At 35.0% G+C, this 26739-nt stretch carries 23 protein-coding genes and 1 tRNA gene; 5 read left to right on the top strand and 19 right to left on the bottom strand.

The genetic code is table 11. The features are described 5' to 3' along the window. Positions 1–159: 159 nt before the first annotated feature. The 11 genes from H8718_RS00450 to H8718_RS00400 form a co-directional block, all read right to left on the bottom strand. Positions 160–867 (bottom strand): response regulator, encoded by a 708-nt coding sequence (locus H8718_RS00450; protein ID WP_249331115.1) that lies wholly within the window; start codon positions 865–867, stop codon positions 160–162. Then, positions 860–3562, bottom strand: coding sequence for a sensor histidine kinase (locus tag H8718_RS00445; RefSeq protein ID WP_177671246.1), 2703 nt, complete (start codon positions 3560–3562; stop codon positions 860–862). Before H8718_RS00445 ends, H8718_RS00450 begins: the two co-directional genes overlap by 8 nt. Before the next feature lie 101 nt (positions 3563–3663). Next, positions 3664–4539 carry a hypothetical protein gene (locus H8718_RS00440; RefSeq protein ID WP_249331114.1) on the bottom strand — a complete coding sequence of 292 codons (876 nt, stop codon included), beginning with the start codon at positions 4537–4539 and terminating at the stop codon, positions 3664–3666. Positions 4540–4560: 21 nt separating this feature from the next. Next, positions 4561–5166 carry a potassium-transporting ATPase subunit KdpC gene (gene kdpC / locus H8718_RS00435; RefSeq protein ID WP_177671248.1) on the bottom strand — a complete coding sequence of 202 codons (606 nt, stop codon included), beginning with the start codon at positions 5164–5166 and terminating at the stop codon, positions 4561–4563. Positions 5167–5195: 29 nt separating this feature from the next. Then, positions 5196–7268 carry a potassium-transporting ATPase subunit KdpB gene (gene kdpB / locus H8718_RS00430; protein WP_177671249.1) on the bottom strand — a complete coding sequence of 691 codons (2073 nt, stop codon included), beginning with the start codon at positions 7266–7268 and terminating at the stop codon, positions 5196–5198. 22 nt (positions 7269–7290) lie between these two features. Continuing rightward, the gene (gene kdpA / locus H8718_RS00425) at positions 7291–9027 is read right to left on the bottom strand and encodes a potassium-transporting ATPase subunit KdpA (RefSeq protein ID WP_283246117.1); all 1737 of its coding nucleotides are present in this window, start codon (positions 9025–9027) and stop codon (positions 7291–7293) included. A 144-nt stretch (positions 9028–9171) separates the two neighbouring features. After that, positions 9172–10884, bottom strand: coding sequence for a family 20 glycosylhydrolase (locus tag H8718_RS00420; protein ID WP_177671250.1), 1713 nt, complete (start codon positions 10882–10884; stop codon positions 9172–9174). Between the two features lie 82 nt (positions 10885–10966). After that, positions 10967–11050 (bottom strand) — tRNA-Leu (locus tag H8718_RS00415). A gap of 54 nt (positions 11051–11104) precedes the next feature. Further along, positions 11105–11944, bottom strand: coding sequence for a Cof-type HAD-IIB family hydrolase (locus H8718_RS00410; protein WP_249331113.1), 840 nt, complete (start codon positions 11942–11944; stop codon positions 11105–11107). Between the two features lie 18 nt (positions 11945–11962). Further along, positions 11963–13459, bottom strand: coding sequence for a carboxypeptidase M32 (locus H8718_RS00405; protein WP_249331112.1), 1497 nt, complete (start codon positions 13457–13459; stop codon positions 11963–11965). A gap of 1 nt (position 13460) precedes the next feature. Beyond that, positions 13461–13961, bottom strand: coding sequence for a DedA family protein (locus H8718_RS00400; RefSeq protein WP_249331111.1), 501 nt, complete (start codon positions 13959–13961; stop codon positions 13461–13463). A 149-nt stretch (positions 13962–14110) separates the two neighbouring features. Here H8718_RS00400 and H8718_RS00395 point away from each other — a divergent pair, with 149 nt between their 5' ends. Continuing rightward, entirely contained in the window at positions 14111–14968 is an 858-nt protein-coding gene (locus tag H8718_RS00395; protein ID WP_249331110.1) for a DegV family protein, read from the top strand. On the opposite strand, the gene H8718_RS00390 is transcribed toward H8718_RS00395, so the two are convergent. After that, positions 14965–15654 (bottom strand): Crp/Fnr family transcriptional regulator, encoded by a 690-nt coding sequence (locus H8718_RS00390; protein WP_177671255.1) that lies wholly within the window; start codon positions 15652–15654, stop codon positions 14965–14967. The two genes, H8718_RS00395 and H8718_RS00390, sit on opposite strands and share 4 nt — an antisense overlap. A 102-nt stretch (positions 15655–15756) precedes the next feature. On the opposite strand from H8718_RS00390, the gene hcp reads away from it, so the two are divergent. Beyond that, the gene (gene hcp / locus H8718_RS00385) at positions 15757–17397 is read left to right on the top strand and encodes a hydroxylamine reductase (protein WP_249331109.1); all 1641 of its coding nucleotides are present in this window, start codon (positions 15757–15759) and stop codon (positions 17395–17397) included. Between the two features lie 19 nt (positions 17398–17416). On the opposite strand, the gene H8718_RS00380 is transcribed toward hcp, so the two are convergent. Next, on the bottom strand, positions 17417–17788 hold the full coding sequence (locus H8718_RS00380) for a VanZ family protein (protein WP_249331108.1): 372 nt from the start codon (positions 17786–17788) through the stop codon (positions 17417–17419). A 160-nt stretch (positions 17789–17948) separates the two neighbouring features. Between H8718_RS00380 and H8718_RS00375 the strand changes: the two genes are divergently transcribed. Continuing rightward, positions 17949–19055 (top strand): SLC13 family permease, encoded by a 1107-nt coding sequence (locus H8718_RS00375; RefSeq protein WP_249331107.1) that lies wholly within the window; start codon positions 17949–17951, stop codon positions 19053–19055. Between the two features lie 29 nt (positions 19056–19084). On the opposite strand, the gene H8718_RS00370 is transcribed toward H8718_RS00375, so the two are convergent. The 3 genes from H8718_RS00370 to H8718_RS00360 are packed head-to-tail and all read right to left on the bottom strand — an operon-like array spanning position 19085 to position 22123. Continuing rightward, positions 19085–19789, bottom strand: a complete 705-nt coding sequence (locus H8718_RS00370) for a hypothetical protein (protein WP_320651528.1) — start codon at positions 19787–19789, stop codon at positions 19085–19087. Between the two features lie 22 nt (positions 19790–19811). Continuing rightward, positions 19812–20648, bottom strand: a complete 837-nt coding sequence (locus H8718_RS00365) for a YjjW family glycine radical enzyme activase (RefSeq protein WP_283246116.1) — start codon at positions 20646–20648, stop codon at positions 19812–19814. Further along, positions 20645–22123, bottom strand: coding sequence for a YjjI family glycine radical enzyme (locus H8718_RS00360; protein ID WP_249331106.1), 1479 nt, complete (start codon positions 22121–22123; stop codon positions 20645–20647). Before H8718_RS00360 ends, H8718_RS00365 begins: the two co-directional genes overlap by 4 nt. Positions 22124–22270: 147 nt before the next feature. Here H8718_RS00360 and H8718_RS00355 point away from each other — a divergent pair, with 147 nt between their 5' ends. After that, the gene (locus H8718_RS00355; protein ID WP_177671260.1) at positions 22271–22903 is read left to right on the top strand and encodes a superoxide dismutase; all 633 of its coding nucleotides are present in this window, start codon (positions 22271–22273) and stop codon (positions 22901–22903) included. Here H8718_RS00355 and H8718_RS00350 read toward each other — a convergent pair. Continuing rightward, positions 22870–23778 carry a LysR family transcriptional regulator gene (locus H8718_RS00350; RefSeq protein ID WP_249331105.1) on the bottom strand — a complete coding sequence of 303 codons (909 nt, stop codon included), beginning with the start codon at positions 23776–23778 and terminating at the stop codon, positions 22870–22872. The two genes, H8718_RS00355 and H8718_RS00350, sit on opposite strands and share 34 nt — an antisense overlap. Positions 23779–23901: 123 nt before the next feature. Here H8718_RS00350 and H8718_RS00345 point away from each other — a divergent pair, with 123 nt between their 5' ends. Then, entirely contained in the window at positions 23902–24888 is a 987-nt protein-coding gene (locus H8718_RS00345; protein ID WP_177671262.1) for a TDT family transporter, read from the top strand. Here the strand turns inward: H8718_RS00345 and H8718_RS00340 are convergent. Together H8718_RS00340 and rpoD are read right to left on the bottom strand one after the other, a co-directional pair. Beyond that, on the bottom strand, positions 24885–25445 hold the full coding sequence (locus H8718_RS00340) for a DUF3793 family protein (protein WP_249331104.1): 561 nt from the start codon (positions 25443–25445) through the stop codon (positions 24885–24887). The two genes, H8718_RS00345 and H8718_RS00340, sit on opposite strands and share 4 nt — an antisense overlap. Positions 25446–25525: 80 nt before the next feature. Next, positions 25526–26605: an RNA polymerase sigma factor RpoD gene (rpoD, locus tag H8718_RS00335; protein WP_249331103.1), complete on the bottom strand. Its 1080-nt coding sequence runs from the start codon at positions 26603–26605 to the stop codon at positions 25526–25528. Positions 26606–26739 lie beyond the last annotated feature (134 nt).

The raw sequence follows: 26739 nt of genomic DNA, 5'->3' as shown, positions 1-26739 counted from the left end.
CTTATTTTTGTTGATATTTATATAGTATGCCTAATTATTTTACTTTTATTTAGTGCTTATGATGTGCGTTTTTTCCCTTTTTCTAGATAAATTGTTCTATTTTTATATATTTTTATGAAACTGTAAATTAATAGCAAAACAAACTTATTAAAATAAATACTAAATTTCATCGATACGCAGCATACGATAACCTACTCCAATATGCGTTTGTATATATTTAGGATTTGATGGTACTTTCTCAATTTTTTTCCTCAGAGTTGCCATAAAAACACGTAGGGAAGGTGTATCATCTGGTAAGGCATTAACCCATACTTCTTTTAAGATAAAATTATGAGTAAGTACCTTTCCTACATTTTTAGCAAGTAAACACAAAAGTTTATACTCAATAGGCGTTAAATGAATTTCTTTTTCATCTACCCATACACAGCCCGCTGCATAATCAATTTTAAGCCCCCCATTAATAAACACACTATCATTTTGTATATTTTTTATATAATCGTATTGTACTCTACGCAATGTTACACGTAGTCTAGCTAAAAGCTCCTCTACACTAAAAGGTTTTGTTAAATAATCATCTGCTCCTGCATCTAATGCATCAATTTTATCACGATCTTCACTTCTTGCACTAACAACAATAATAGGCACATTAGACCAAGTACGTATTTTCTTTATAATGTCAATGCCATCCATATCAGGTAATCCCAGATCTAAAATAATAATATCTGGCTTATGTGATATAGCCTCTAATATAGACTCACCTCCAGTACTTGCTGTATGAAACTGATAATCCTGCGTCTCTAATGTTGTGGTAATAAGATTTCTTACTGCTTTATCATCTTCTACTACTAAAATCATAGGTTTATTCATCCACATTTACCTCCTCAGCCTGTAAGGTAAAACCAAATAGTGTTCCTTTAGGTTTATTATCCTTTACATAAATTGTTCCACCATGGGCATGTACAATAGATTTGCAAAGTGATAGCCCCAGACCTAATCCTCGTCTACCATCTCCGCTATTTTTATCAACAGTAAAGAACATATCAAATAATTTCTCCTTATCTTTATCTGAAATTCCTTCTCCATCATCACCTATCTCTACTAAAACTTTATCGCCTAAAGGTTTAGCCATAATATGAATATGTGACCCCACCTTTGTATACTTCACAGCATTATTAACAATATTAATAATGACCTGTATAACCAATCTTGAATCCATCTTTGCCATAAGCAAATCACCCTGTACATCTACTGTAATACAATGTTCACTACTGCGCCTAGTAATATGTGCAAGTGCTTCTTGAATGACTTCATCTATTAGTTCAGGATGTATCTTTAAATTCAGTGTACCATTATCTATCCGCGTTATAGAAAGTAAATTTTCAACTAAATTAATAAGCCACATAGAATCTTCGTAAATATCCCCATAAAGTTGCTGTTTCTTCATTTCATCTAATACATCTGAGTTACTTAGTAATATACCTGCATTACCAGATATACTTGTAAGAGGTGTACGTAAATCATGAGAAATAGCACGTAAGAGATTAGATCTAAGCTGCTCCCTCTGAGCTTCCATCTCAACTTGATTCTTTGTCTCTGTTATATAATCTTTCTCTAAAGCAAGTGCACATTCTCCAAGCATAGCAATTAAAAGATTTTTTTCAAATGCGCCTAAAGTTTTATCTTTCTCCATTACAATGCCCACTACGCAAAATACCATATTTTGATTTCTTATAGCAAGATATAGACACTTTGCTCCTGGAAGTGTATTAGTCGTTGCCCCTGCATGCTTATTATTCTTATAAACCCACTGCGCTACAGCACGCTCATCTGTATTGGTATAATAATCTGCTTCATTATTATTTATCGGGTTAGCAAAAACAGTCGGAGGCCCTAATACATCTCCATTTCCAGGATACAGAATAATCATCCGACTTAAAAGTTTATTAATCTGATGTGCAACTTCGCTATAAATCTCCTCTTTATTTCGAGCCCTTTGAAGCTTTTGGCTAGTCTCCAGTAGAATTTCGGTACGATAGGCTTTTAAAGCAGACTGCCGAGCTTGTTCTTTTACCCTTATGGCTAAGTTGCTTGTAATAAAACCTGCTATAAACATTACAGCAAAAGTTACAGCATAACCTGCATCATATGAATATAGTGTAAACTTCGGTTCTATAAAGAAAAAATTGAATACTAGTAAACTTGCAAAAGATGATAAGATGCTATAAATACGACCTCTTGTAATCATAGCTGTCATTAAGGCACCTAAAATATAAATAGTTATAATATTCTCCTCGCTAAATCCTATATGAGCAAACCATAAGCCAATACAAGTTGCAACACCTAATACAGATAGAGATTTTACAAGCTCTACTACCGAAAGTCTATAAACTTTCAGTCGCTTAACTTGTTTGACAAGATAAGGTGCTCTACTATCTGGAATAATATAAATATCTATATTAGGTGCTAAACTTGTTAGACGCTCTACAAAACTAGCTTTTCTGTTAAACCACGACTTTTTATTATTAGAACGTCCAATAATAATCTTAGAAATGCCACTTACCTTAGCATATTCTGCTATTTGATAAGGTACATCATCTCCATATACGGTTGCAATACGCGCACCTAACTGCTCAGCAAGTTTTAGATTTTCTTGCAATCGTATTTTATTTTCTCTAGACAATTCCTGTCTATTTGGTGTCTCTACAAATAAGGCCGTAAAAGACCCATGGAAAGCATCTGCCATCCTTGCTGCCGTTCTAATAACTTTTGCATTAGATGGTGAACTAGAAAGACAAATTAAAATATGCTCTGCTATAAAATACTCCCCACTATGAGCACAGGTTTTATTTTTTTCTACTACCTTATTAAGCCTATCTGCTGTACGACGCATAGCAATTTCTCTAAGTGCTCCTAAATTTTCTCTTGTAAAGAAATGATCTAGCGCCTTTTTAGCTTGCTTTTCTTTATAAATTTTACCTTTATTTAATCTTTCAATAAGATCATCTGGTTCAATATCTACCAGTTCTACCTGATCTGCACGATCAAATACGCTATCAGGTATACGCTCTCTTACAATAACACCAGTAATAGATGCTACAATATCATTAAGACTTTCTAAATGTTGTACATTAACTGTTGTATAAACATTAATACCCGCTTTAAGCAGCTCTTCAATATCTTGATACCTTTTACGATGACGACAGTCTTCTGCATTTGTATGTGCAAGCTCATCTACTAAAATAAGTTCCGGGTTACGCTTAATAGCATCATCTAAGTTAAACTCTTTTAAAGTAATCCCCTTATGTACAACATTAAGAGGCTTAAGCATTTCTAACCCTTCTAAAAGCGCTAGCGTTTCTGGCCTTGTATGCGGTTCTATATAACCTGCTACAACATCTATCCCTTCTTTTTTGGCAGTATGTGCTGCATCTAGCATAGCAAAAGTTTTCCCTACTCCTGCTGCATAACCAAAGAAAACTTTAAGTTTTCCTATTTTTTTTTGAGAATCTTCCGTAGTAATCTGCTTTAATAAGGCATCAGGATTAGGACGCTTATCTAGCATTTATAAATCACCTCTTTTAATCACCTGTTTTTCTATGCAATAGTATACTACACCTTAAATCAACATTGCATTAGGATTTAAGGTGTAGTATTAAGATTATGTTAAGATGACGGAAAGAGAATCTTTAAAAATAGTTTTTCAGCAGCTGATGATGATGCAAAATCTAATCGCATACATTTACCTTCTTGATTTTCTATTTTAAAAGTATTGTCTGTGTAGTCAATTTTAATATTAAGTTGTGATAGGGTGAGCCTTAAGGCTAGTTCCCAATAGGCCATCTTAAGTGCCCTCCCCTGTGAAAACTGATCATATAGATATTCAAACTCTCCAGTTGTAGTACCTTCTGTTAGGAACACTGTCCAGAGTCCCATAATTTGTTTTACTGTTAATGCTTCTAAAAGATTAGATTCTAAATTATCAATTTCACCTGTTTCTATGTACGCATAATACGTTAACAGATTAGGTATAAAAATCTTTGCAGCAAATGGCGCAACTCGCCATTTACTACAAAGTGCAATACATTTTTTATTAAAATCTATCTGACGTAAACCCTCATCCATAAAACTGAGTTCTATAAGACTATTAAATTTCAACGTCATATAAACCGAAGTAAGCATATTAAAACCTTTTCCTGTAAAGCTTCTTTTCTTACATAAGACCTCTTCATGCTCCATCCTTACCTCTACCTCACCCTCTTCTAATTCATCAATCATACCATATAAGGTAAGCGGATAGTGTTTAGAAATGAGTGCCATAATCATACCATACTCTTCTAGTAGCTCATCACATTCTATGCAACCTTCTGGAAAGAGTACCCAAAGTGTGCGTTCATCTTGCAAGCTATAAACTTGTGGTTTTATTCTAAGTGTATGACTTATTTCATAAACCAGTAGAATAGCCATTTTCAAAGGTGACATATCCCTTACAGAACCTACACTGTCTATTTTGCAAGATGAAACAATGATTTTTTTCTGCATTTCACGTCCCCCTCTATTTTTCTATTTTAAAATACCATCCAGTGCAAGATTAACTTTTAATACATTAACAACGGGTTCTCCTAATACCCCAAGGAATCTTCCTGTTGTATACTTCTCAACAATCGCTCTTATTTCTTCTTCAGAATGGTCCGAGTTATTTGCAATACGTGTGATTTGGTACTCGGCTGCTGCAAGTGAAATATGTGGATCTAAACCACTACCGGAGCTTGTAACTAAGTCTACTGGAATAGGCGCGTCACCTTTTTCAGGATGGGCTGCACGAATCATTTCTACTCTTTCTGCAACAAGTGCTTCATATCCTTCACCTGCTGGGCTAATATTAGATGGACCTGCATACATTACAGGATTACCATCATCATCAGTATAAGTACCTGTATCAATATTCATAATACGCCCCCACATATGTCCCATATCTGTATATTGTTGACCCAATAAACTACTTCCGTATTTCTTACCATCTATTTGTATAATACTACCATTCGCCTTTTCATTAAATAATACTTGAACAACTCCTGTCATAGCAAAAGTATAAATACCCCCACATAATACTGTAAGAATGAGGAAAAAACCTAACACTCTTAATAAAACTTTATTCATACTTTCCATTATAAATCCTCCTTTAGGATTCATACGCCTTATCGTATGAATCCAATTGCAGTAATAAAAACATCGATAATTTTAATTGCAATAAATGGTGTGATAATGCCACCTACACCGTAAATCCAAAGATTACGTGTAAGTAATTTTGTAGCAGAGACTTCTCTATATTTAACACCTTTAAGCGCAAGTGGAATGAGAGCAACAATGATAAGTGCATTGTAGATAACTGCTGAAAAGATTGCACTTTCTGCACTGTGAAGCCCCATGATATTAAGTTTAGAAAGCCCTGGATAAAGTCCCATAAATAAGGCCGGAATAATTGCAAAGTATTTTGCAAGGTCATTTGCAATACTAAATGTTGTAAGACTTCCTCTTGTCATAAGAAGCTGTTTACCAATACGTACAATATCAATCAGTTTAGTTGGTGAAGAATCTAAGTCTACCATGTTTCCTGCTTCTTTTGCTGCCTGTGTTCCTGTATTCATTGCTACAGCTACGTCAGCTTGTGCAAGGGCTGGTGCATCATTTGTACCATCACCTGTCATGGCTACCAGGTGCCCTTTTGCTTGGAAATCACGAATCATTTCAAGCTTACCTTCTGGTGTTGCTTCAGCTAAGAAGTCATCTACACCAGCTTCTGCTGCGATTGCTGCAGCTGTAAGGGGGTTATCCCCAGTAATCATGATTGTTTTAATACCCATTTTACGTAAGTCTGCGAATTTCTCTTTAACACCTTGTTTAATGATATCTTTTAAGTGAATAACACCTAAAATTTTGTAATTTTTAGCAACAACAAGTGGTGTACCACCTTGATTAGAAATAGCCTTAACAGCTTCTTCACATTGTTTACTATATTTAGCACCATTTTGAAGTACATATTCTTTGACAGCTTCTGCTGCACCTTTCCTGATTTCTATCCCATTAAAGTCTACACCACTCATACGTGTTTTAGCTGTAAATGGAATGAACTCCATATGAAGCTCACTAAGATTACGGCCACGTATACCAAATTTTTCTTTTGCAAGTACAACAATACTACGTCCTTCTGGCGTTTCATCAGCCAGTGATGAGAGCTGCGCTGCATCTGCAACTTCCTCCTCTGTAGCACCATCTACTGGAATAAAAGCATATGCTTGACGGTTACCAAGTGTAATAGTTCCCGTTTTATCAAGCATTAAGATATCGACGTCACCAGCAGCTTCAATGGCACGACCACTCATAGCAAGTACATTCGCCTGATTAAGTCTACTCATTCCTGCAATACCAATTGCTGAAAGTAAGGCACCGATTGTTGTAGGTGCAAGACATACAAGTAAGGCCACTAAAGATGTAATAGAAATTGGATTGTCTATGCCTGCTTGTTTAGCAGAAAAATCTGAATAAGAATAAAGTGATGCTGTTACAAGAATAAAGATGACGGTTAAGGCAATAAGAAGAATTTCAAGTGCAATTTCATTAGGTGTCTTCTTACGTGATGCACCTTCAACCATTGCAATCATCTTATCAAGGAAACTTTCTCCAGCCTCACTTGTTACTTCAATAACGATCCAGTCTGAAATAACTGTTGTTCCACCTGTTACGGCACTTCTATCCCCACCACTTTCACGAATAACTGGTGCTGACTCACCTGTAATGGCACTTTCATCTACAGAAGCTGCACCATCTATAACTTCACCATCAGCTGGAATTTGCTCACCAGCGTGAACAATAACAAGATCACCTTTTTTAAGGCTGGTAGATGGAACTGCTATACTCATTTCTTTCGTAGCAATAGATTCAATTTTATGTGCCTCTACGTCTTTTTTAGAAGCACGTAAGGCATCTGCTTGCGCTTTACCCCTACCTTCTGCAATGGCTTCAGCAAAGTTAGCAAAAAGTACAGTAAACCAAAGAATAATAGCTGTTCCTAAAATAAAGCCCGGCGCAGCATCTTTATATCCAAATAGTGCGAACACATATAAAACACTTGTTAAAATAGAAGATATATAAACTAAGAACATAACAGGATTTTTCACCTGAACTTTAGGATCAAGCTTAAGAAAAGAGTCTTTAATCGCTCTTGTTATCATTGCTTTGCCCCCAAAATTATTTGTATTTTTAGAACTCATAGAGGTCACCCTTTCTTAATCTTTATGCAATCATTTGGAAATATTCAGCAATAGGACCAAGCGCTAAAGCTGGGAAGAAACTCAGTGCGCCAATTAAAAGTACAATGAAGATTAATAAAGCAACAAATAAAGCATTATGTGTAGGTAATGTTCCTACACTTACTGCTACTTTTTTCTTACCTACTAAGCTTCCTGCAATTGCAAGTGTTGCAACCATTGGAGCAAAACGTGCGAATAACATAACAATTCCTATGCTTACATTTAAAAATGGTGTATTTGCATTAAAACCAGCAAAAGCTGAACCATTATTACCACCTGCTGATGAATAAGCATACAGTAATTCTGAGAAGCCATGAGCTCCTGAATTATTTAAACTATCTGCAATAGTCGGTATAAGTGCTGCAATACCACTTCCTACTAAGATACCAATAGGCGTTGCAAGGCATACCAGTACTGCCATCTTCATTTCAAAAGGTTCAATTTTTTTACCTAAATATTCTGGTGTACGTCCTACCATAAGACCAGCAATAAAGACTGTTAAAATTGCAAATCCAAGCATACCGTAAAGGCCACAGCCCACGCCACCAAACACTACTTCTCCAAGTTGCATAAGAAGCATTGTAACCATACCACCTATTGGTGTATAACTATCGTGCATGGAGTTTACAGATCCATTAGAAGCCGCTGTTGTAAAGGCTGCCCATGTCCCAGAAGTTGCAATACCAAATCTTGCTTCTTTTCCTTCCATGTTACCACCAGCTTGATTTTCAGCTAATATATTAACAGCACCTTCTTGTGCAAGCTGTGGTGTAGCTGCATGTTCATTCACGGCTATAACACTAAGTGCGATGACTAGCATAATAAACATAGCGCTAAAGATTGCAATACCTTGTTTTTTATCTTTTACATTACGTCCAAAAGTAAAGCATAGTGCTGCAGGAATAAGTAAAATTGAAATCATTTCAAGTAAGTTTGAAAATGGTGTTGGGTTTTCAAGTGGATGAGCCGAGTTAGCACCCATAAAACCACCACCATTAGTTCCTAATTGCTTAATAGCTATCTGACTCGCTGCCGGTCCAAGTGGCACAACTTGTTCTGTTACTACACTGCCATCTTCAAGTTCAATAGGTTCAACTAAAGTAACTGTTTCGTAAGGTTTAAAGCTTTGAACAACACCTTGTGATGCAATTCCTAATGTAACTACAATTGAAAGCGGAATAAGTACATAAAGAATAGTACGTGTCATATCTATAAAGAAGTTACCAACTCCTTTTTCTTCAACTCTTACAAACCCTCTGATAAGTGCAAAGAGTACAACAATACCTACTGCTGCTGACACAAAGTTTTGTACCGTAAGTCCCATCATTTGTGAGAAGTAACTTAATGCATTTTCACCGGAGTAGGCTTGCCAGTTCGTATTTGTTATGAAGCTCGATGCTGTGTTGAATGCCAGATGCCAAGAGTTCCCTTCTATATTTTCTGGGTTGAGTGGCAAGAACCTTTGTAATACTAATAGTAAATATAAAAATGCGAAACCTATAGCATTAAATGCCAGGGTGCACATTGCGTATTTCTTCCAATGCATATCTTCTTTCTTATCAATCTTTAACATTCTATAAATGAAGTTCTCGCATGGTAAGAGAATTTTAGAAAGAAAAACTTTTTCTCCATTCATTACCTTTCCCATGTAGCTGCCTAGTGGAATGGCTAACACTACAAGAATGATTAAATAAAACCCATATTGTAAAATAGCTTGCATAATGCTTTCCTCCTTCATTTCTTTGACCACAGTTTAACATCTATAAAATTAATGTGGTGTTAGGATAGTTTATAAAGAGATTAAGATGGCATTAAGATTTCCACATCAAAAAAGGCTGTCTAAATGACAGCCTCTTTGTTATTTTTATTCTTGTAAGTAGTATGTATCAACTTCCTTGCATACTCTATTAAACTGCTTATAATCCCCGGAAAAATCTCTACTCCATAATTTTTGTCCTAATACTTGGATGCCTTCTTTAGCCCTATCATAGATTGCATCTTCTGAAACTTTAATGGTTATCATATCATTCCAAATAGAAAAAGCCCCACCAAGTAATTTAGGATGCCCTGCTGGAATAGTATAGGCGTCCCTAAACATATTAGGCTCCCATTGATTAAATAAATTTTCTTTATCTAAGTAATCTCTATAGTAATCGGCATTAGGCACAATATATAACCTTGTATCATCAGAATTAATAATATCGTAACCCGCCTTAATCATCTCTATAGCATCTACCCAATCTAGGCTCCAAATATTAATGATAACCCCTTCACTTATAACAGGGGTCTTCCCTTTAAAACTACTTAAATTTCCCCATAACCTCGGTGTTCTCCCTTTAGCTTTAATCCATCTTAAATATCTATCTGTATACGCTCTAAAAGCTTCTAATTCTTCATGAGTGCCAAAATACTCATCTGTTCCAATGTGCACATCTTGAAATCTAAAAGTTGGTTCATCCTCTCTCATATATTCCTCAAATAAGTCATCTACAAACCTATATGTATCTTCCTTCATAATGTTTAAATGGTCTCTTCCTTTACCAGGTCCTAGGGCTAACGTTTCATCATACTGAACAAATGCTAAAGAGTGAGCTGGTGTATCAATCTCTGGTACTATATCTACACTATACTGTTTAGCAAAATCAATAAGTTCTCCGAACTCTTTTTTGGTATAATAGCCATCTTGTGCCGCTAATCCCTTATAGGTATCACATTCTAATCTAAATGCTGCATACTCTGTACGCCACTTTGTATCATCAAAATGGATTTCATTATCATTTAAATGGATTTGGAAATCGTTCATCTTATACCAAGCCATAAGTTTAACATATTGTCTTAAAGCTTCTATGGAAGAAAATCTTCTTCCTACATCTAGCATAAATCCCCTTTTTTTATACCTAGGATAATCTCTTATAATACCTTGAGGAATACTATTGTTTTGCCTTTGTAATATCTGTAGTAACGTTCTCGTTGCATAGAAAGCACCCTTTTTACTTAGTGCAGTAAGAGCTATATAATCACGGATATGAATCAAATAACCTTCTTCTCCTATAGCTCTATCTTCATCATCTAGCTGTAAGTATATATCTGACTGCTTAGGCTCTCCTCCTATTTCTACCTTTAAGTCTAGTCCCATCATTTCACTCATATCCTGTTTTAGAATAGTTGCAATAGGTAATAACGCCTCTCTATTTATCTGACCTACTCTAATTGTAGATTCACTCGTAATAAAACATTTGCCTTCTAATCCTATCCATTCTTTTATTTCAGGAATGACATAAGGTTTAGTATTTTCTCCTACATCTTTCCCATAGCTTCCTGGTACAGTAACCTCTATCCCCTTTGTCCAGACTTCTTCTTCCTCACAAAAAATCCTAAAGTCAATAATCACCTTACTATTTACAAGCGGCTTATGAATAATCCCATCATCATCTATAATTTGTTTATAATCTGCTCCTAAAAATTCTATACCAATACCTTCTGGCACAGTCGGTATTGGTACTTCGATATCCTGCATAGTTATAGGCCTTACTTGTAAGTGTTCTACCACTTTCTGTAATTGTTCTTGTATCTTCATACGATCCCCCTTCTTCTCTTGTAAATACAAAAATAGCTACTACATAACTTCTTTCTTAGCCTTGTAGTAGCTCCTTTGTTAGTGCAGGTAACAGGACTTGAACCTGCATGAAGAAACCCTCAATAGAACCTGAATCTATCGCGTCTGCCATTTCCGCCATACCTGCTGGTAAAATTCTTAATTATCTAGATTTTATCACCAAGCTTAAGCTATTTCAAGTCTATTCAGATAAATTAAAGATATATTTTTGTACTGCTTTAGCAACGCCTGATTCATCATTTGTTAGCGTAATATCATCTGCCTTTTCTAGTACTTCTGGTGTACTATTACCCATCGCAATGCCCATGCCGGCATATTCAATCATAGACAAATCATTTTCATTGTCTCCAATACAAATTACTGCTTCTTTAGGAATATTTAAGTGCTCCGCAAGTTTGTTAACACCATATCCTTTATCTACACCTTTAGGCATCACTTCTATATTGTCACCACCTGATGATGAGACTTCATATAAATCAAGTGCTATCAATTCTGCCTTTAACTTTGCTAATGCATCTCTTTCCTCCATAGACATACAAAAAGCTTTTAAAATTTGTCCATCATAAGTTTCAAACGCATCATCAAAGTCTTCTACGTAAGCAATCTCAAAACGCTCTTCCTCTGGTAGCATTTCATTCAGCTTATTATGATAGTCTTCAGTCGCTTTTACACGTACATCACACAAAATGCCTTTTGTTGTGGAAAAATGTATCTCTATAGGATATTTTTTAGCGCATTTATAGAAAGTCATCACTTCATCATAAGTTAAACCTTTATGATAAAAAGGCTCTGCTTCATCTGGTAGGCCTATATAAGTTCCATTAGAACTAATAATAGGTCCATTTATACCTATTTGCTTATTAAAACCTTTGGCACATTGATAAATACGCCCTGTTGTAATGACGATACTAACGCCTTCTTCCTGTGCCTTTTGAAGCGTCTCTTTATTCTCATTTGTTACTTCACCTTTACTATTGAGTAAAGTACCATCCATATCAATACATATTAGTCTATATTTCATCATCATCCTCATCACTTTTTAAAGATTATAAAGTTTAGTATATTTATCCGTATAATATCTTATAATAGGTGTTGCATCTAAATGGCTCTGACATGCATCTTGTATAATCTGCATAGGCGCTTTCATACATCCAAAAGTGTGTACATGTTCAGTAAGCCAATCTGATACTTTCATAAGCTCACCTTTTTCAAGAAGAGTATCTAATCCTCCCAGTTCCTTCTCTATCTGCATGAGGAACTGTCCACCATAAATATTACCTAATGCATAAGATGGGAAGTAGCCAAACATACCTCCTGCCCAATGCACATCTTGAAGCACCCCTTCCTTATGATTTACTGGTACAATGCCTAAGTATGCTTGCATCTTATCATGCCACGCTATAGGTAAATCTTTAACTTCTAGAGTGCCATCAAATAAAGCTTTCTCTAATTCAAAGCGGATAATAACATGTAGATTATAAGTCAGTTCGTCTGCTTCTGTTCGAATAAGTGATGGCTGTACCACATTCATTCCTTTATAAAATGCCTCTAATGATACATTTTTATAACTTGGAAAAATTTCACTTATCTTATTATAGTGATTCATCCAGAAATGTTTATTACGCCCTATAATATTTTCATAAAAACGAGATTGACTCTCATGAATACCCATAGAGGTGCCTGTATTTAAAGTAGTCCCTATAAGTGCAGGATTAATATGCTGCTCATAAAGTCCATGTCCACCTTCATGTAAAATACTAAATGCAGAGCTTCTTAAGTCTGTTAAATCATAGTTCGTCGTAATTCTTACATCACAAGGTGCATTTCCTATAGTAAAAGGATGTTCACTTTCATCAAGCCTTCCTGCTTCTAAAGAATAGCCTATAGCCTCTAATAAATAGTAACCAAGCTTTTCTTGATCTTCTTTAGAGAACTCACCTTTAAACATACTTTCATCTACTTTAGGCTTTTCTTTAATAGCTTCTACCAATGGTATAACACCTTTTTTTAGCGTTTCAAAGGTACGCGTAATAGTAGCTTCATCAATCCCTTTTTCATATCTATTTAAAAGCACATCATAAGGCTTTTTATTAGGATCTATATACTGTGCCATAGTCTTATTAAGACTAATCATTTCTTCAAAATAAGGACGCATTGTTTCAAAATCACTGTTATGCTTTGCTTCTCCCCATACATTCTGTGAAGTCGAAGTAAGCTCTACATATCTTGCATAAAGGTCTTCTGGAATATTTTTAGACTCCTCATACCCTTCTTTAATATGTTCTACCATCTTACGTGAAATTTCATCTAAATTCGCCCACTCATCTGGCATAGATAAAGTATCTAAATATCCCTTCATCTCGCCTGATATACTCATTTTAAACGCCTCACTTGAAAGCGTCGTAAGCGCCGAAATATGTGCCTTAGCACCTTTTTTAGGCATCTTAGTTTCCATATCCCAGTTTAGAATCATAGCTGCATGCTCAAAATCATTGATTTTCTTAACATAGTTTTTAAATTGCTCTAAAGTACTCATTTTATCTCCCCCATATTCCTAATAAATAACCTGCTAAAATAAAACCTGCATTCCATAAAGTAATCCCTATAATAGAGTAGAAGGTAAAACCTCTAAGTTTCATACGTACAGTTCCCCCTACTAAAGAGATGAGTGTACGCGCAACAGGAATAAGTCTACTGACAAAAACTCCTCCATTCCCATACTTATCAATATAGCCAAAGCTCTTATCAATGGAAGGTCTCATTTTTTCATACTTCTCATAAATCTTATCTACTATAGGAGTCCCTATAAAATACCCTATAGCATATAAGGTATAACTTCCAAGCAGGCCTGCTAGAACAGATATACTCAAAGCATAAATAAAACTTATATCACTTCTTGCTATAAGCATCCCTGCTGCTGGCATAATAATACCTGCTGGTAGACCTGGCAAGTTCAGATACTCTAAATATACGATTACAAATAAAAAGATTATACCGTAGTCCTGCATATATCTTATCACAACGTCAAAACTTTCCATAGATTAACCTCTCTTACTTTATGTACTTTCTAGATCTATTTTGCCTTTATTATATATAAATTTATACTATAGAAAAGTCAAGAAATGATAAAGAAATAAAAAAATTATGATATAATAAGTAAATATTATACTTTACAAGGAGCATGATTATGGGTATTAAAATTGTAACAGATAGCACTTCCTATCTTCCTGAAGACCTTTGCACCACCTATGATATTTCCATTGTATCTTTAAATGTCATTTTAGATGGTGTAAGTACACGTGAAACAGAACTTTCCAACACTCATTTCTATACACAAATGGCATCTTCTAATGAAATTCCTACCTCTTCACAACCTATACCTGATGAGATGCTGACTACCTTTGAAAATATTATTAAAGAAGGGCATAGTATACTCGGTATCTTCCTCTCTTCAGAAATGAGTGGAACATATGCCAGCAGTCACCTTATACGTCAGATGCTACTTGAAAAATATCCTAATGCAACTATTGAGCTTTTTGACTCTTTAACAAACTGCATGCAAATGGGATTCGTAGTACTAGAGGCTGCGAAGGCTGCTATGACTCATCAAAGTATGGAGGAGGTTCTTGCTAGGGCAGCTTATGTACGTGCACACAGTCGCTTTATCTTTACACCTGAGGTACTTACTTACCTTCAAAAAGGTGGGCGGATTGGGGGCGCTGCCGCACTACTTGGTACTTTCCTACAAATTAAACCTATTTTAACTGTTTCTAAAGAAGGTAAGACAGATGTTTTTACTAAAGTACGTACCAAAAAGAAAGCTGTTTCTAAACTTATAGACATTTTACTTGAGGATATTAAATCTCCCGGGAATCTAGAAGAGCTTATTGTTCACCATATTAACTGTGAAGAAGAGGGCTTAGCTTTAGCAAGTACCTTAGAAGAAAAGCTCCATAAACCTATACGCATCCAATCCATAGGGCCTGTTATTGGCTTACATGTAGGCCCAGGAAGTATTGGTATTGCCTACCATTATAAAGACTAACGGAGGAAGCTCTTTAAAGCTTCCTCATTTATAATTTTGAAGCTATTTTTATAGTAATCAATCAGCCCATCTTCCTTCATTCTCGATAGCTCCCTACTCATAGCACTTCGTGATACATTCAGATATTCTGCTAAATCATTACGACTTAGAGTAATGTTAAAGGCCATACTTTTATTTCTCTTTGCCTCCTCTAACAAATAAAGTGCTAATTTCTCTCTCATTCCCTTTAGGATTAAAAAATCTATCTTATGATTTAGAGCATAATTTTTCTCCCCTAAAAGCATAAGCATATTATGAATCAGCAGGCTATGAAAAGTGCAACTTTCACCACAGGTAATAATAATCTTCTCATAAGGTATCATAAGTACATCTGCTTTTGTCTTTGTTCGTACTGTCACAGGACTTAGACGTTTCTGTGTACAGACAATTCCTTCTGCAAACATACCACTTTTTTCAAGCATGGCAATAATATTACGATCTCCTGCTATATTCTCTTTAACAATTTCCACTTGTCCTTCAAGCACAATTCCAATATGATTCACCTCCTGTTCTAATGCTATAATACATGTACCACTCTCATATTTTCTCACCTCACCTCTAAGACAATTTATAAGCTTCTCTAAATCAGAAGGCTCTATATTTTTAAATAAACGCGTCTTTTCTAAGACACTTAAATAATCTTTCATTTTCGTACTCCTTTTTGTTGCTATAGCAACATACTTTCTTTTCTATTTATATTATCCTTATGTCAAGAAATCATACAACTCACATAAGGAGTGATACTATCAATGGAAAATAAAATGTTTTGTTATCAATGTCAAGAAACTGCTCACTGCACAGGCTGTACCTCTTACGGTGTATGTGGTAAATCTCCTGAACTTGCACGTCTTCAAGATTTACTCATCTATGTAACAAAAGGGCTTTCTCAAATTACAACAGCATTACGCCAAGAAAAAAAAGGAGTAGAGCCATCTGTTAACCATACTATTACTTTAAATCTTTTTACAACTATCACAAATGCTAACTTCGATAATGAAGTTTTTTATACACGTATTTTAGATACACTTGCTTTAAAGAATAATCTTTTAACAAAACTTACACACCAAGAAGACCTTAGTGAAGCCGCTCTATGGACCTCTAGCGAGCGCAGTGAATTGGACCAAAAATCTCTTACTGTAGGTGTACTGGCTACAGAAAATGAAGATGTAAGAAGTCTTCGTGAGTTAATTATCTACGGTATTAAAGGTCTTTCTGCCTATATGAAACATGCTAATGAATTAGGCTTTGATGATGAGACTATTAATGCTTTTATGCAAAAAGGCCTTTCTGCTACTTTAGATGATTCTTTAAGTATAGATGAGCTTATTTCTCTTACTCTTGAAACAGGTAAAGTCGGTGTAGATGCTATGGCTCTACTTGATACAGCCAATACCACAACTTATGGACATCCCGAAATGACTAAAGTTAATATTGGTGTAGGCCAAAATCCTGGTATTCTTGTTTCAGGTCATGACCTTAAAGACTTAGAACAACTTCTCAAGCAAACCAAAGGTACTGGCATCGATGTGTATACACATTCTGAAATGCTTCCAGCACACTACTATCCTGCTTTCAAAAAATATGACCACTTTGTAGGAAACTATGGTAATGCATGGCATAAACAAAAAGAAGAATTCGAAAGCTTCAATGGTCCAATTCTTATGACAACAAACTGTATTGTACCTCCAAAAGCTTCTTATAAAGATCGCCTTTTCACAACAGGAGCTGCTGGCTTTGTAGGCTGCACACATATTACACAAGATGCAAACGGTCACAAAGACTTCTCTCCTCTTATTGAACTTGCTAAAACATGCACAGCTCCTACTGAACTTGAACAAGGTAGCATTCTGGGAGGATTTGCTCACAATCAAGTACTTGCACTTGCTGACCAAGTTGTCGATGCTGTAAAATCTGGTGCTATTAAGAAGTTCTTTGTGATGGCTGGTTGTGATGGACGTCAAGCTTCTAGAAACTACTACACAGATTTCGCTAAAGCCCTTCCAAAAGATACAGTTATTTTGACAGCTGGCTGTGCAAAATATAAATACAACAAACTCAACCTTGGAGATATTAACGGCATCCCTCGTGTATTAGATGCTGGTCAGTGCAATGATTCTTATTCTTTAGCTCTTATTGCACTTAAACTTAAAGAAGTATTTGCCCTTAGTGATATTAATGAGCTTCCAATTGCTTTCAATATTGCCTGGTATGAGCAAAAAGCCGTTATCGTTCTGCTTTCTCTTCTTCACCTTGGTATTAAAAATATTCATCTTGGACCAACACTTCCTGCATTTTTATCTCCAAATGTATTAAATGTCCTCATTACACACTTTAATATAGGAGGCATTACAAGTGTAGAAGATGACCTTGAAATGTTTATGAATAACTAAACAAAAAAGCCTAGGAATACTAGGCTTTTTTCTTATGTATTAAAGTCATATAAGCCTTCCATAATAAGGCAGCAACTACAAATCCTATGGTATCTGCTACTAAATCTTTTAAATCAAAGGAACGGTTTACAGCAAAAAGCTGCATCACTTCTGTCATAAAAGCAAAAATAAATAAACCAAAAAAAGTATAGAGCATACGAGGCATACATTTATACTGCCATACATACTCCAGACAGAAAGTCCCCGATAATGTAAAGAACATACCAAAATGCACTAATTTATCCATCCCTGGTATCCCTACACTCGGTACACTATCCCCTGGCATTAAAATTGCAACTAAAATAAGTAGGATGACTACTAATGTCAACTTATACTGTTTAACCCACTGCATATCATTCTCCTTTTCTAAACTCACAATATGGCTGCATTTATTGTATCGTATCTTTAAATAAGTTGTCTAGTTCTATCTATTTCTTAAATTGATAAACCTCTTATTTCGTTATACAATAGTTTAAGTTATAAAATGTTAGTCACACAAGGGAGATTTAATCATGCTTTATAAACTATTCCATCACTTAAAGAAAGATAGTGTCCTTACACTTTCTCTTTTACTGGCTCTTGTCAGTTCCTGTTTCAGTATACCTAAATGGTCTTATATTGACTTTAAGGTACTCTTACTCCTTTTTAACCTCATGATCGTTGTAGCAGCATTTAAAGAACTTAAGGTATTAGATTACTTAGCCATTTATTTACTTAAACAATGCAGTTCTTATCAAAAGGTGGCTTTTGTACTTACCTTCATAACTTTTATAAGTGCTATGTTCGTTACCAACGATGTGGCCCTTATTACCTTTGTTCCTTTAACCTTAATTATTTCAAAGAAAGTACAGCTTCCTGTACTTAAAACTGTTATTTTTCAAACGCTTGCAGCTAATTTAGGTAGCTGCCTAACACCTATGGGCAATCCTCAAAATTTATTTTTATATTCCTATTACAATTTATCTATAGGCACTTTCTTTGCTATTATGCTCCCAGTAGTGCTTTTAGCTATTATTTTTTTAATAGGACTTACACTTACAGAGCCTAAGAAAACTTTGTCTTTAGAGCTTGAGCTACCTACCGTTGGTAAAGTAAGTCATATTATAGGTTTTAGTATACTCTTTTTTATTATTTTACTTTCTGTTTTTCATGTATTAGACAGTACACTGGCTTTCCTTATAGTGCTAGCTTTTGTACTTCTTCTTAATAGAAAACTGTTTAAACAAGTAGATTATAGCCTACTTATAACTTTTATAGGCTTTTTTATTTTTGTGGGGAATGTATCTACTTTTCCTACCATACGTGCATCTATGCAAAGTATACTAAGTAGCGAAAGTAGCACTTACTTCACCGCCCTCATTAGTAGCCAATTTATAAGTAATGTTCCCGCTACTATGCTTTTATCTGGTTTTACATCTTATTATGAGCCTTTACTTCTAGGGGTTAATATAGGAGGCCTAGGTACACTTCTTGCTTCCTTAGCAAGTGTCATCTCTTATAAACTTTACATAGGCACCTATGAAAATGAAAAAGGTACTTACCTTAAACAATTTACTTTTTATAATGTATCGGGTCTTCTTCTATTTGTACCGCTTATCTATATTATCAGCATTCTATAAAAAAGAACTCAGCCTGCGCTGAGTTCTTTTTATTTTCTAATTTCAAGGAGTAGATTTTCTACCCAACCTTTTTTGTACTTAAGAGAAATATATCCAATAACAGACATCACAAAGGCACCTACAGCATCTACAATTAAGTCTTTCATTGTATCTATTAATGCTGCTCTTCCTACAAAGCCTGTTCCATCTTCTAGTCCAAACTTTTGCATATTCGTACCAAGTAGACCATCTGCCATAAATTCATATACTTCCCATGCTACACCTAAAGTAATTGCAAAACAGAAAGCAAACACAACAACAAACATAGGACTTAAATGCATAGGTACTCTTTCTGCCTTATTGAGGAAGCTTACAAAGGAAAATCCTAATGCTCCTAGCATGGCTCCACTGAAAGTATGTAAAATAGTATCCCAATGTGGTACTGTATAATAGAAACTACGCACTTCTCCCAAATAAATCGCACAATATAAAAATACTGTATATAAAATCATCATATTAGAAGGGATTTCTAAATTAATCTTTTTCTTTAATAGTCCTGGAAGAAGCATCGCAAATACTCCAACTATACATTGTAATAACATTAAAACATAATCACTTTTCACACGTACAAAAGGTTCATTTGGATCTGCCATACTTGGTGCCGCTATCATGGTCATAATAATGAACACAATCGAAAAAATAAGCGACATCATAACAAAATAATTTAATATCTTTTTCCAATTAATTTTCTTCACTCAATTTCTCCTTTAAATGTTTTTATACAACAATGACTTGCTTACATCCTAACTTCTTAGCAATTTGTTCAAGCTGATTCATTTCTGTTCTAGAAGGTGATCGTAATTTTTTTCCTTCTTCTCTTACTCCCATACTTCTATACTGAATAAGCTTATATCTAATCGAAGCATCATATCCTGTAAGAATACTTGCTGTATAGCGTACTGTCTCTTCATTGTCGAATAACTCTGGTACGACTACTGTCCTTACTTCATAGAGTTTTCCTATAGAAGCGAGATAGTGCAAGTTTGCTAATACAGCCTCATTAGGCGCACCTATATATTTTTCATGAGCTTTAGCATCATACACTTTTACATCTAGCATAAAGCCATCACATAATGCTACAAGTTCTGGCATCTTCTTAAAATCATTAGAACCATTAGTATCAATCATACAAGTTAAGCCTTCTGTCTTAGCACGCCTAAACAACTCTACTAGAAACTCTTGCTGTAATGTACATTCTCCACCAGATACAGTAATACCATCAATAAAGCGTTTATAGAGTTTCATCTCTTCAAACAACCTATCTGTATCCATCTTCATTGTACGAGGACTACTACTCTTTTGACATAAAGCGGTACATGTGTCACATTCACAACATCTATCTTTTTCCCACACTATAGTAGCTTCTGCTTGATATAAGGCATCTTTTGGACAGCTCCCTACGCACCTACCACAACCTGTGCAAAGCTGAATAGTTTCAGGATTATGACAATAAATACAATTAAAATTACATCCCTGCAAAAAGATTGCTGTTCGATTTCCTGGGCCATCTACTGAACTAAAAGGAATAATTTTATTAATAACGCCTTCTATCATACACGGATCATTCTTTCTAAAACTTTTCCATTTCTTACTTGACCCTGACCCAGTACAACCGTATCTTGAAGGGTTGCTTCACCACGATCTAGCTTTTCTATTTCACTTTTCTTAACTAGGTATCCTGTAATACGAATTACATCACATTCTGAACTATAAATTGAAATATAGCGCATACCTTCTTCAAAAGCACCTTCAATAATATTTAAAATAGCCTCAGGATTTTGCATAGCTGTTACTTCAAATGGGAAGATATCACCAATTCCTGATGGGAAATATTTATGGAAAGCAGCTGACTGTACAAGATGTTTCCAAAGCTCAGGTTCCTCTCCAATTGGAATACGACACCCTGGACTTGTATTAATATCATCGCCAATACCAACTTGTGCATGTAATAAAAGTTTTTCATTTGTAGCCTTGCAATTTGGACTTGGATGAGTCTCAATAAAGCCATGCATAGTTTCAATAATACGAAGGCCTAGTGCATCAGCTTCTTTAGAATGACCAAAACGTTCTTCCTTAGCTGTCGCACCTAATAAATGGTTAACACATTCTGCCAAGCCTACTAACCCAAACATAGAAGTAAAGTTATCCTTTCTAATAAATTGTTCTTTTACAAGGAAATGCGTTTCAAAGAAAGTGCTTTCTTCTACTAAGAAACGAATACGTTCCTCAATATATTCGGCCATAGCAGCCATAGCCTGAGGTAGTTTTACTTCAAAGAAATCCTCTACACTCTTAGCTGTATGGGCTAATTTAACTAAATTCATACGGACAAGTGTATGGGCACCTCCACCTACTGGAAGTCCATTATAACAACTTGCAATACCATAGTTCCCTAAGTCCTGTGTAAACATCTTATCATTTGCAAAACTTGGTTTAGCTGTTTTTAAAGCTGTTTTAATCCCCTCAATAGCAAAAGCTTTTGGTGTTACTTCACTGTATTTTAAAGTAATATTTGGTGTAGCATTTTCAAGTTCACGTTCTACTTCTAATATAATTTGTCCTGCTTTTGTAGCATATGGTCCAATATTAGCATGACAAAATGAATCTGTAATCGTTCGGTCAATGTGTGTTAAGAATAGCTTAATAGCAAGTCTCGCCTCATCTTCATCTTTTACAAATGGCTCAAGTAATGTATCTAAATTACCGATGTAAACTGGCATCGTTGTAATAGAAGGTACATGTTTATAAAAAATTAAAAGAGCATGTGTAGCTTCCCAAATATTAGTAGGTGGGGCAAGTTCTAAGAACTTACAGCCTTCTTTCATGAATTTCTCGTAATCTGGTAAAATATAACGTGGTCTATAAGGGGCATTTCCTTCAAAAAGATCACATATAATACCCTTATCTCTTAAATCTTGCACTTCTTTACTGATATTTAAAACATTTAGGCTATTTTCTGCATGCCTCGCAAGTGCAACAACTTTCTGTTCAAAAGTTAGAGTCGTGTCTTGTATAATATTTAAGGCCATGTTGTCACTCTCCTTAGCTGTCTATTGTTCTAATGGCTTTCCCTCTATTGTAGCCTATATCCTATGCCTTCGTAAAGCATTAATGTATGGTCTTATGTATTCTGACATATATTAAGAGTACAATCTTATTTTTGAAAGGATGATTTGATGTCTACATTATTTTCTGTTCCTCCTCTACCTTATGCTTATACTGCATTAGAACCTTATATCGATGAAGCAACTCTTCATTTTCATCATGACAAACATCATCAGGCTTATGTAGATAAGCTTAATGAGATTATTACTAACAATCCTCAGTTAGGAGAAAAATCTCTTACCGAACTCCTTACTCATCTTGATTCACTAACAGAACCTCTTAAAACAAATTTAACCAATCAAGGTGGTGGTGTCTATAATCATAATTTCTTATGGTATAACATGGCTCCTAATGCTTCAAAAGAACCTGTAGGCAATTTAAAATCAGCCATAGATACAACCTTTGGAAGCTTTGAAGCTTTTAAAACAGCCTTTAAAGATGCTGCTATTAAAAACTTTGGCTCAAGCTGGACTTGGCTTGTTAAAAATGCAGATAATAAACTCGAGATTTTCAATACACCAAACCAAGTTACACCTATTACTTTAGGGCTCACCCCTATTATGACTATTGACCTTTGGGAACACGCTTATTATCTTAAATATCAAAATAGACGCCCAGAATATATTGATGCTTTCTTCAACATCATTAACTGGGATCGTGCTGAAAATATTTATAATGGTAAACAGTCTCCTGAAGAACTTTGATAAAAGCTCTCTAAAGTCTGAGCAAAAACTTCTATAACTTTCATAGTCACTAAATCTTTAGGAAGAATATAGGAAAAGTTTCTATAATAGGTTTCCTCTAACGTGAGCATTTTTACTTCATCACGTAATACAGCATCTTTTGCCACATACCATGAAACCATAGCAATTCCTAATCCATTTTTTACTGCTTCTTTAATAGCATAATTACTCCCAAAAACCAGTTTACTCCTAGGCACAATTTGATGATGTGTTAAAAATACATCTAAGTATTCTCTAAGTCCTGAACCTATCTCTCTTGTTACCCACTTCTGCTCTTGAAGTGCATCATTAGATAGATTCTTTTGAGTAAGTTCATGTGTTTTTGGGAGAATTAAAACAAGTTCATCCTTTAAAAAATAAGTCTGTCTAAACTCCTCCATATGACCCATCCCCTCTATAAGCCCTATATCAATTTGTAAGCCTTGTACCTTACGACTAATTTCTTCTGTATTCCCAATGACTACTTCTATCTCCACTTCAGGATACTGCTCACAAAACATCTGCAGAAAGTTTGGCAAAATATATTCTCCTATTGTATAAGTTGCTCCTATTTTTAAATGTCCTTTCACACTACTAGAAAGATTCACAACCTCCTCCCTTGTCATTTCTAAAAGATTAATCATTTCCTTTGCTCTCCTATAAAGAAGCTGTCCACTTTCTGTAATAATAATATTCTTTTGTTTTACCGACCTTATAATGAGCTCTACTCCAAAGAACTTTTCTAAGTTTTTAATGTGAATACTTACACTAGGTTGAGATAAATTAATTTTTTCACTCGCTTTAGTAAAATTCTTGCATTCTACTACTGCTATAAAAGTTTTAAGTTCTTCCAACATATTTTCACCCTAATTCAATTATTAATTTTTTCTATTATATTCATTAAATACATTTATTTTACTTATCATTACACTTTTATTATACTTTATTTATATACATAATAAACGCACTAGGAGGAAATTATGCACCCTATACATCATCGATCTATTAACTTAACAAAACATGATTTCGGTAATATTCCTGTAGCGATTACTGGTATCTCTTTAGGATTCATTACCTTAGGTAACCTTTGGGGAGACTTTGGCGCTTTATGGATTCGTGCTTTCGCTAATTTTTTTGCAGCTACAGCTGTTACGCTTATGCTTATTAAAATCTGCCTTCATCCTAAAAAAAGCTTTGATGAAATGCAGCATTGCCTTATTGGAAGCTTCTATCCTACTATTGCCATGACTCTTATGGTTTTTTCAGGATTTATCGCACGCACCTTTGGGAAACCCTTTGGACAAGCGGTATGGCTTTTTGCTATTGTCCTTTTTATTATACTTGCAGGATTATTCATTCTAGCTCAAACACAAAATTTCCACTGGAAACACGTTGTACCAAGTTGGTTTATCCCTACAGTAGGCATTGGTGTTGCAGCAGTAAGTAGCCCTGCTGTTGAAACCACTTACGTATCTCGCTCTATTTTCTATATAGCTTTTGGCCTCTATATTATCATGCTTCTTGCCTTTTTATATCGCATTGCAACACATGGTAAGGTAGAAGATGATAAACGCGTTACACTAGCTATTATTGCAGCTCCTGCTAGTGTATGTCTAGCTGGTTATTTAGCAACTTTTAGTAATCCTAACCCTATTCTACTTAGTGTTTTAGTGCCACTTGCACTTTTATCTACAGCTTATGTTTATACACTTCTTCCACAGCTTCTTAAAATTCCATTCCACCCAGGTCTGGCTCCACTTACTTTCCCTTTAGCTGTTGGAAGTGTTGCAATTCAAAGGTTTGCACATTACCTTGATTCTATCAATTCTATATGGGCAACCTTTGTCAATCAGCTTTTTTATATTGAACTTTTTGTAGCAACTTTAGTCATTGGCTATATTGTTTATAAACTGTTAAGCTTATTATTCTATAAACTTTCTGTAAGCAAAGCACCTATTCAACATTAAATAGGTGCTTTTAGAGTATTGAGCCGCACTTGGTCGTATGCTTTAAAAAGAGCTTTCGCTCTTTCTTGGTTACTATAAACCTTCCAATAACCTTTTAAAAGACATGGTCTATAAGGATCGTCAGTAAAGGCTTTCACATCTTCTAATGGAATCCCTAGTAATAGGCCAATCTCATGAGGGTAAGAAAATAAAGTATATCTTTTAATCAAAAATTGTATCACACCTTCTAAATCTTCTACAGGATATCCAATCTTTCTTAAATACTCTTCTATATCCCTATCTTTTATTACATCTTCTAAAGCTTCCTTTCGATATAAAAAAAGAATGATACTCTTTTCCTTATTTCTTAACACTTGCCATTCTAACCCTAATTTTTTCACAACACCTGCTCCATACTGATCCCATCTCTCCCGTATATCTCTTGTTATAGTTAATGTTGCAGCCGGTTTTAAATGTTCTACCACAGGTGCTAGATGATATTTAAAATAAAAATACAAATAATCTTCATCCTTATAATGACTTAAAACCTTATAAAAAATCTGGCTCATTCCTTCCATACCTTCCCTCCCTTGCTTATAGGAATAGTATGGATAAAAAAATCCTAGTTATTCAGCAAGCTAAATAACTAGGATTTTTATTATTGTAAATAATCTTTAAGTTTGTTACTTCTACTTGGATGGCGAAGTTTTCTTAAAGCTTTCGCTTCAATCTGTCTAATACGCTCTCTTGTAACGTTGAAGTCTTTACCTACTTCTTCAAGGGTACGTGCACGTCCATCTTCAAGACCAAATCTAAGCATAAGTACTTTTTGTTCTCTTTCTGTAAGTGTCTCAAGTACTTCACTTAACTGCTCTTTAAGAAGTGCAAAGGAAGCAGCCTCGATAGGTACTGGCGTATCCTCATCTGGAATGAAGTCTCCTAAATGACTATCTTCTTCTTCACCAATTGGCGTATCAAGAGATACTGGCTCTCTTGAAATTTTCATAACTTCACGTACCTTTTCTACTGGCATGTCCATAAATTCTGCAATTTCTTCTGGTTGTGGGTCACGACCTAACTCTTGAAGCAGTTGTTTAGAAGCACGCATTAAGCGATTCATAGTTTCTACCATGTGTACTGGAATACGAATAGTACGCGCTTGGTCTGCAATAGATCTTGTGATAGCTTGTCTAATCCACCAAGTTGCATAAGTACTGAATTTAAAACCTTTACGGTAATCGAATTTTTCTACAGCTTTAATCAGACCAAGGTTACCTTCTTGAATTAAGTCAAGAAGGGCCATACCACGGCCAATATATTTTCTTGCAATGCTTACTACAAGTCTAAGGTTAGCTTCTGCAAGACGTTTTTTTGCTTCTTCATCACCTTGTTCAATACGTTCTGCTAATGCAATCTCTTCTGCTCCTGAAAGAAGTGGTACCTTACCAATTTCTTTTAAATACATACGTACAGGATCATCTATACTCATATCATCTGGGAGTGAGATATCGATTTCTTCTTCGATTTCCATTTCTTTCATGTTACCGATAATATCGATACCTTGAGCTTCTAAATATTCATATACCTGCTCGATTTTAGCAGGATCTACATCTATATTCACAAATGCATCAATAACATCGCTCTGCTCTAAAACACCTTTTCTTTCTTTAGCTAAGGTGATAAGTTGTTCTAATTTAGCCTTAAACAGTAATTTGGGATCTTGTACTTGTTCTTTCAATATTCTGTACGCTCCTTTTGCTGATATTTTATGAAAATTTATATTGACTAAAACACTATTCTGTAGTATACTGTAGATTATATTATTTAACCTTTTAATAATACCCTTTTTAAGCTGTCTTGTCAATATTTTAA

This window comes from Zhenhengia yiwuensis (genome assembly GCF_014384995.1).
GTDB lineage: Bacteria > Bacillota > Clostridia > Lachnospirales > Cellulosilyticaceae > Zhenhengia > Zhenhengia yiwuensis.
Note: the sequence above shows the minus strand (reverse complement) of the source record. Positions and strands in the feature narration are given on the sequence as shown.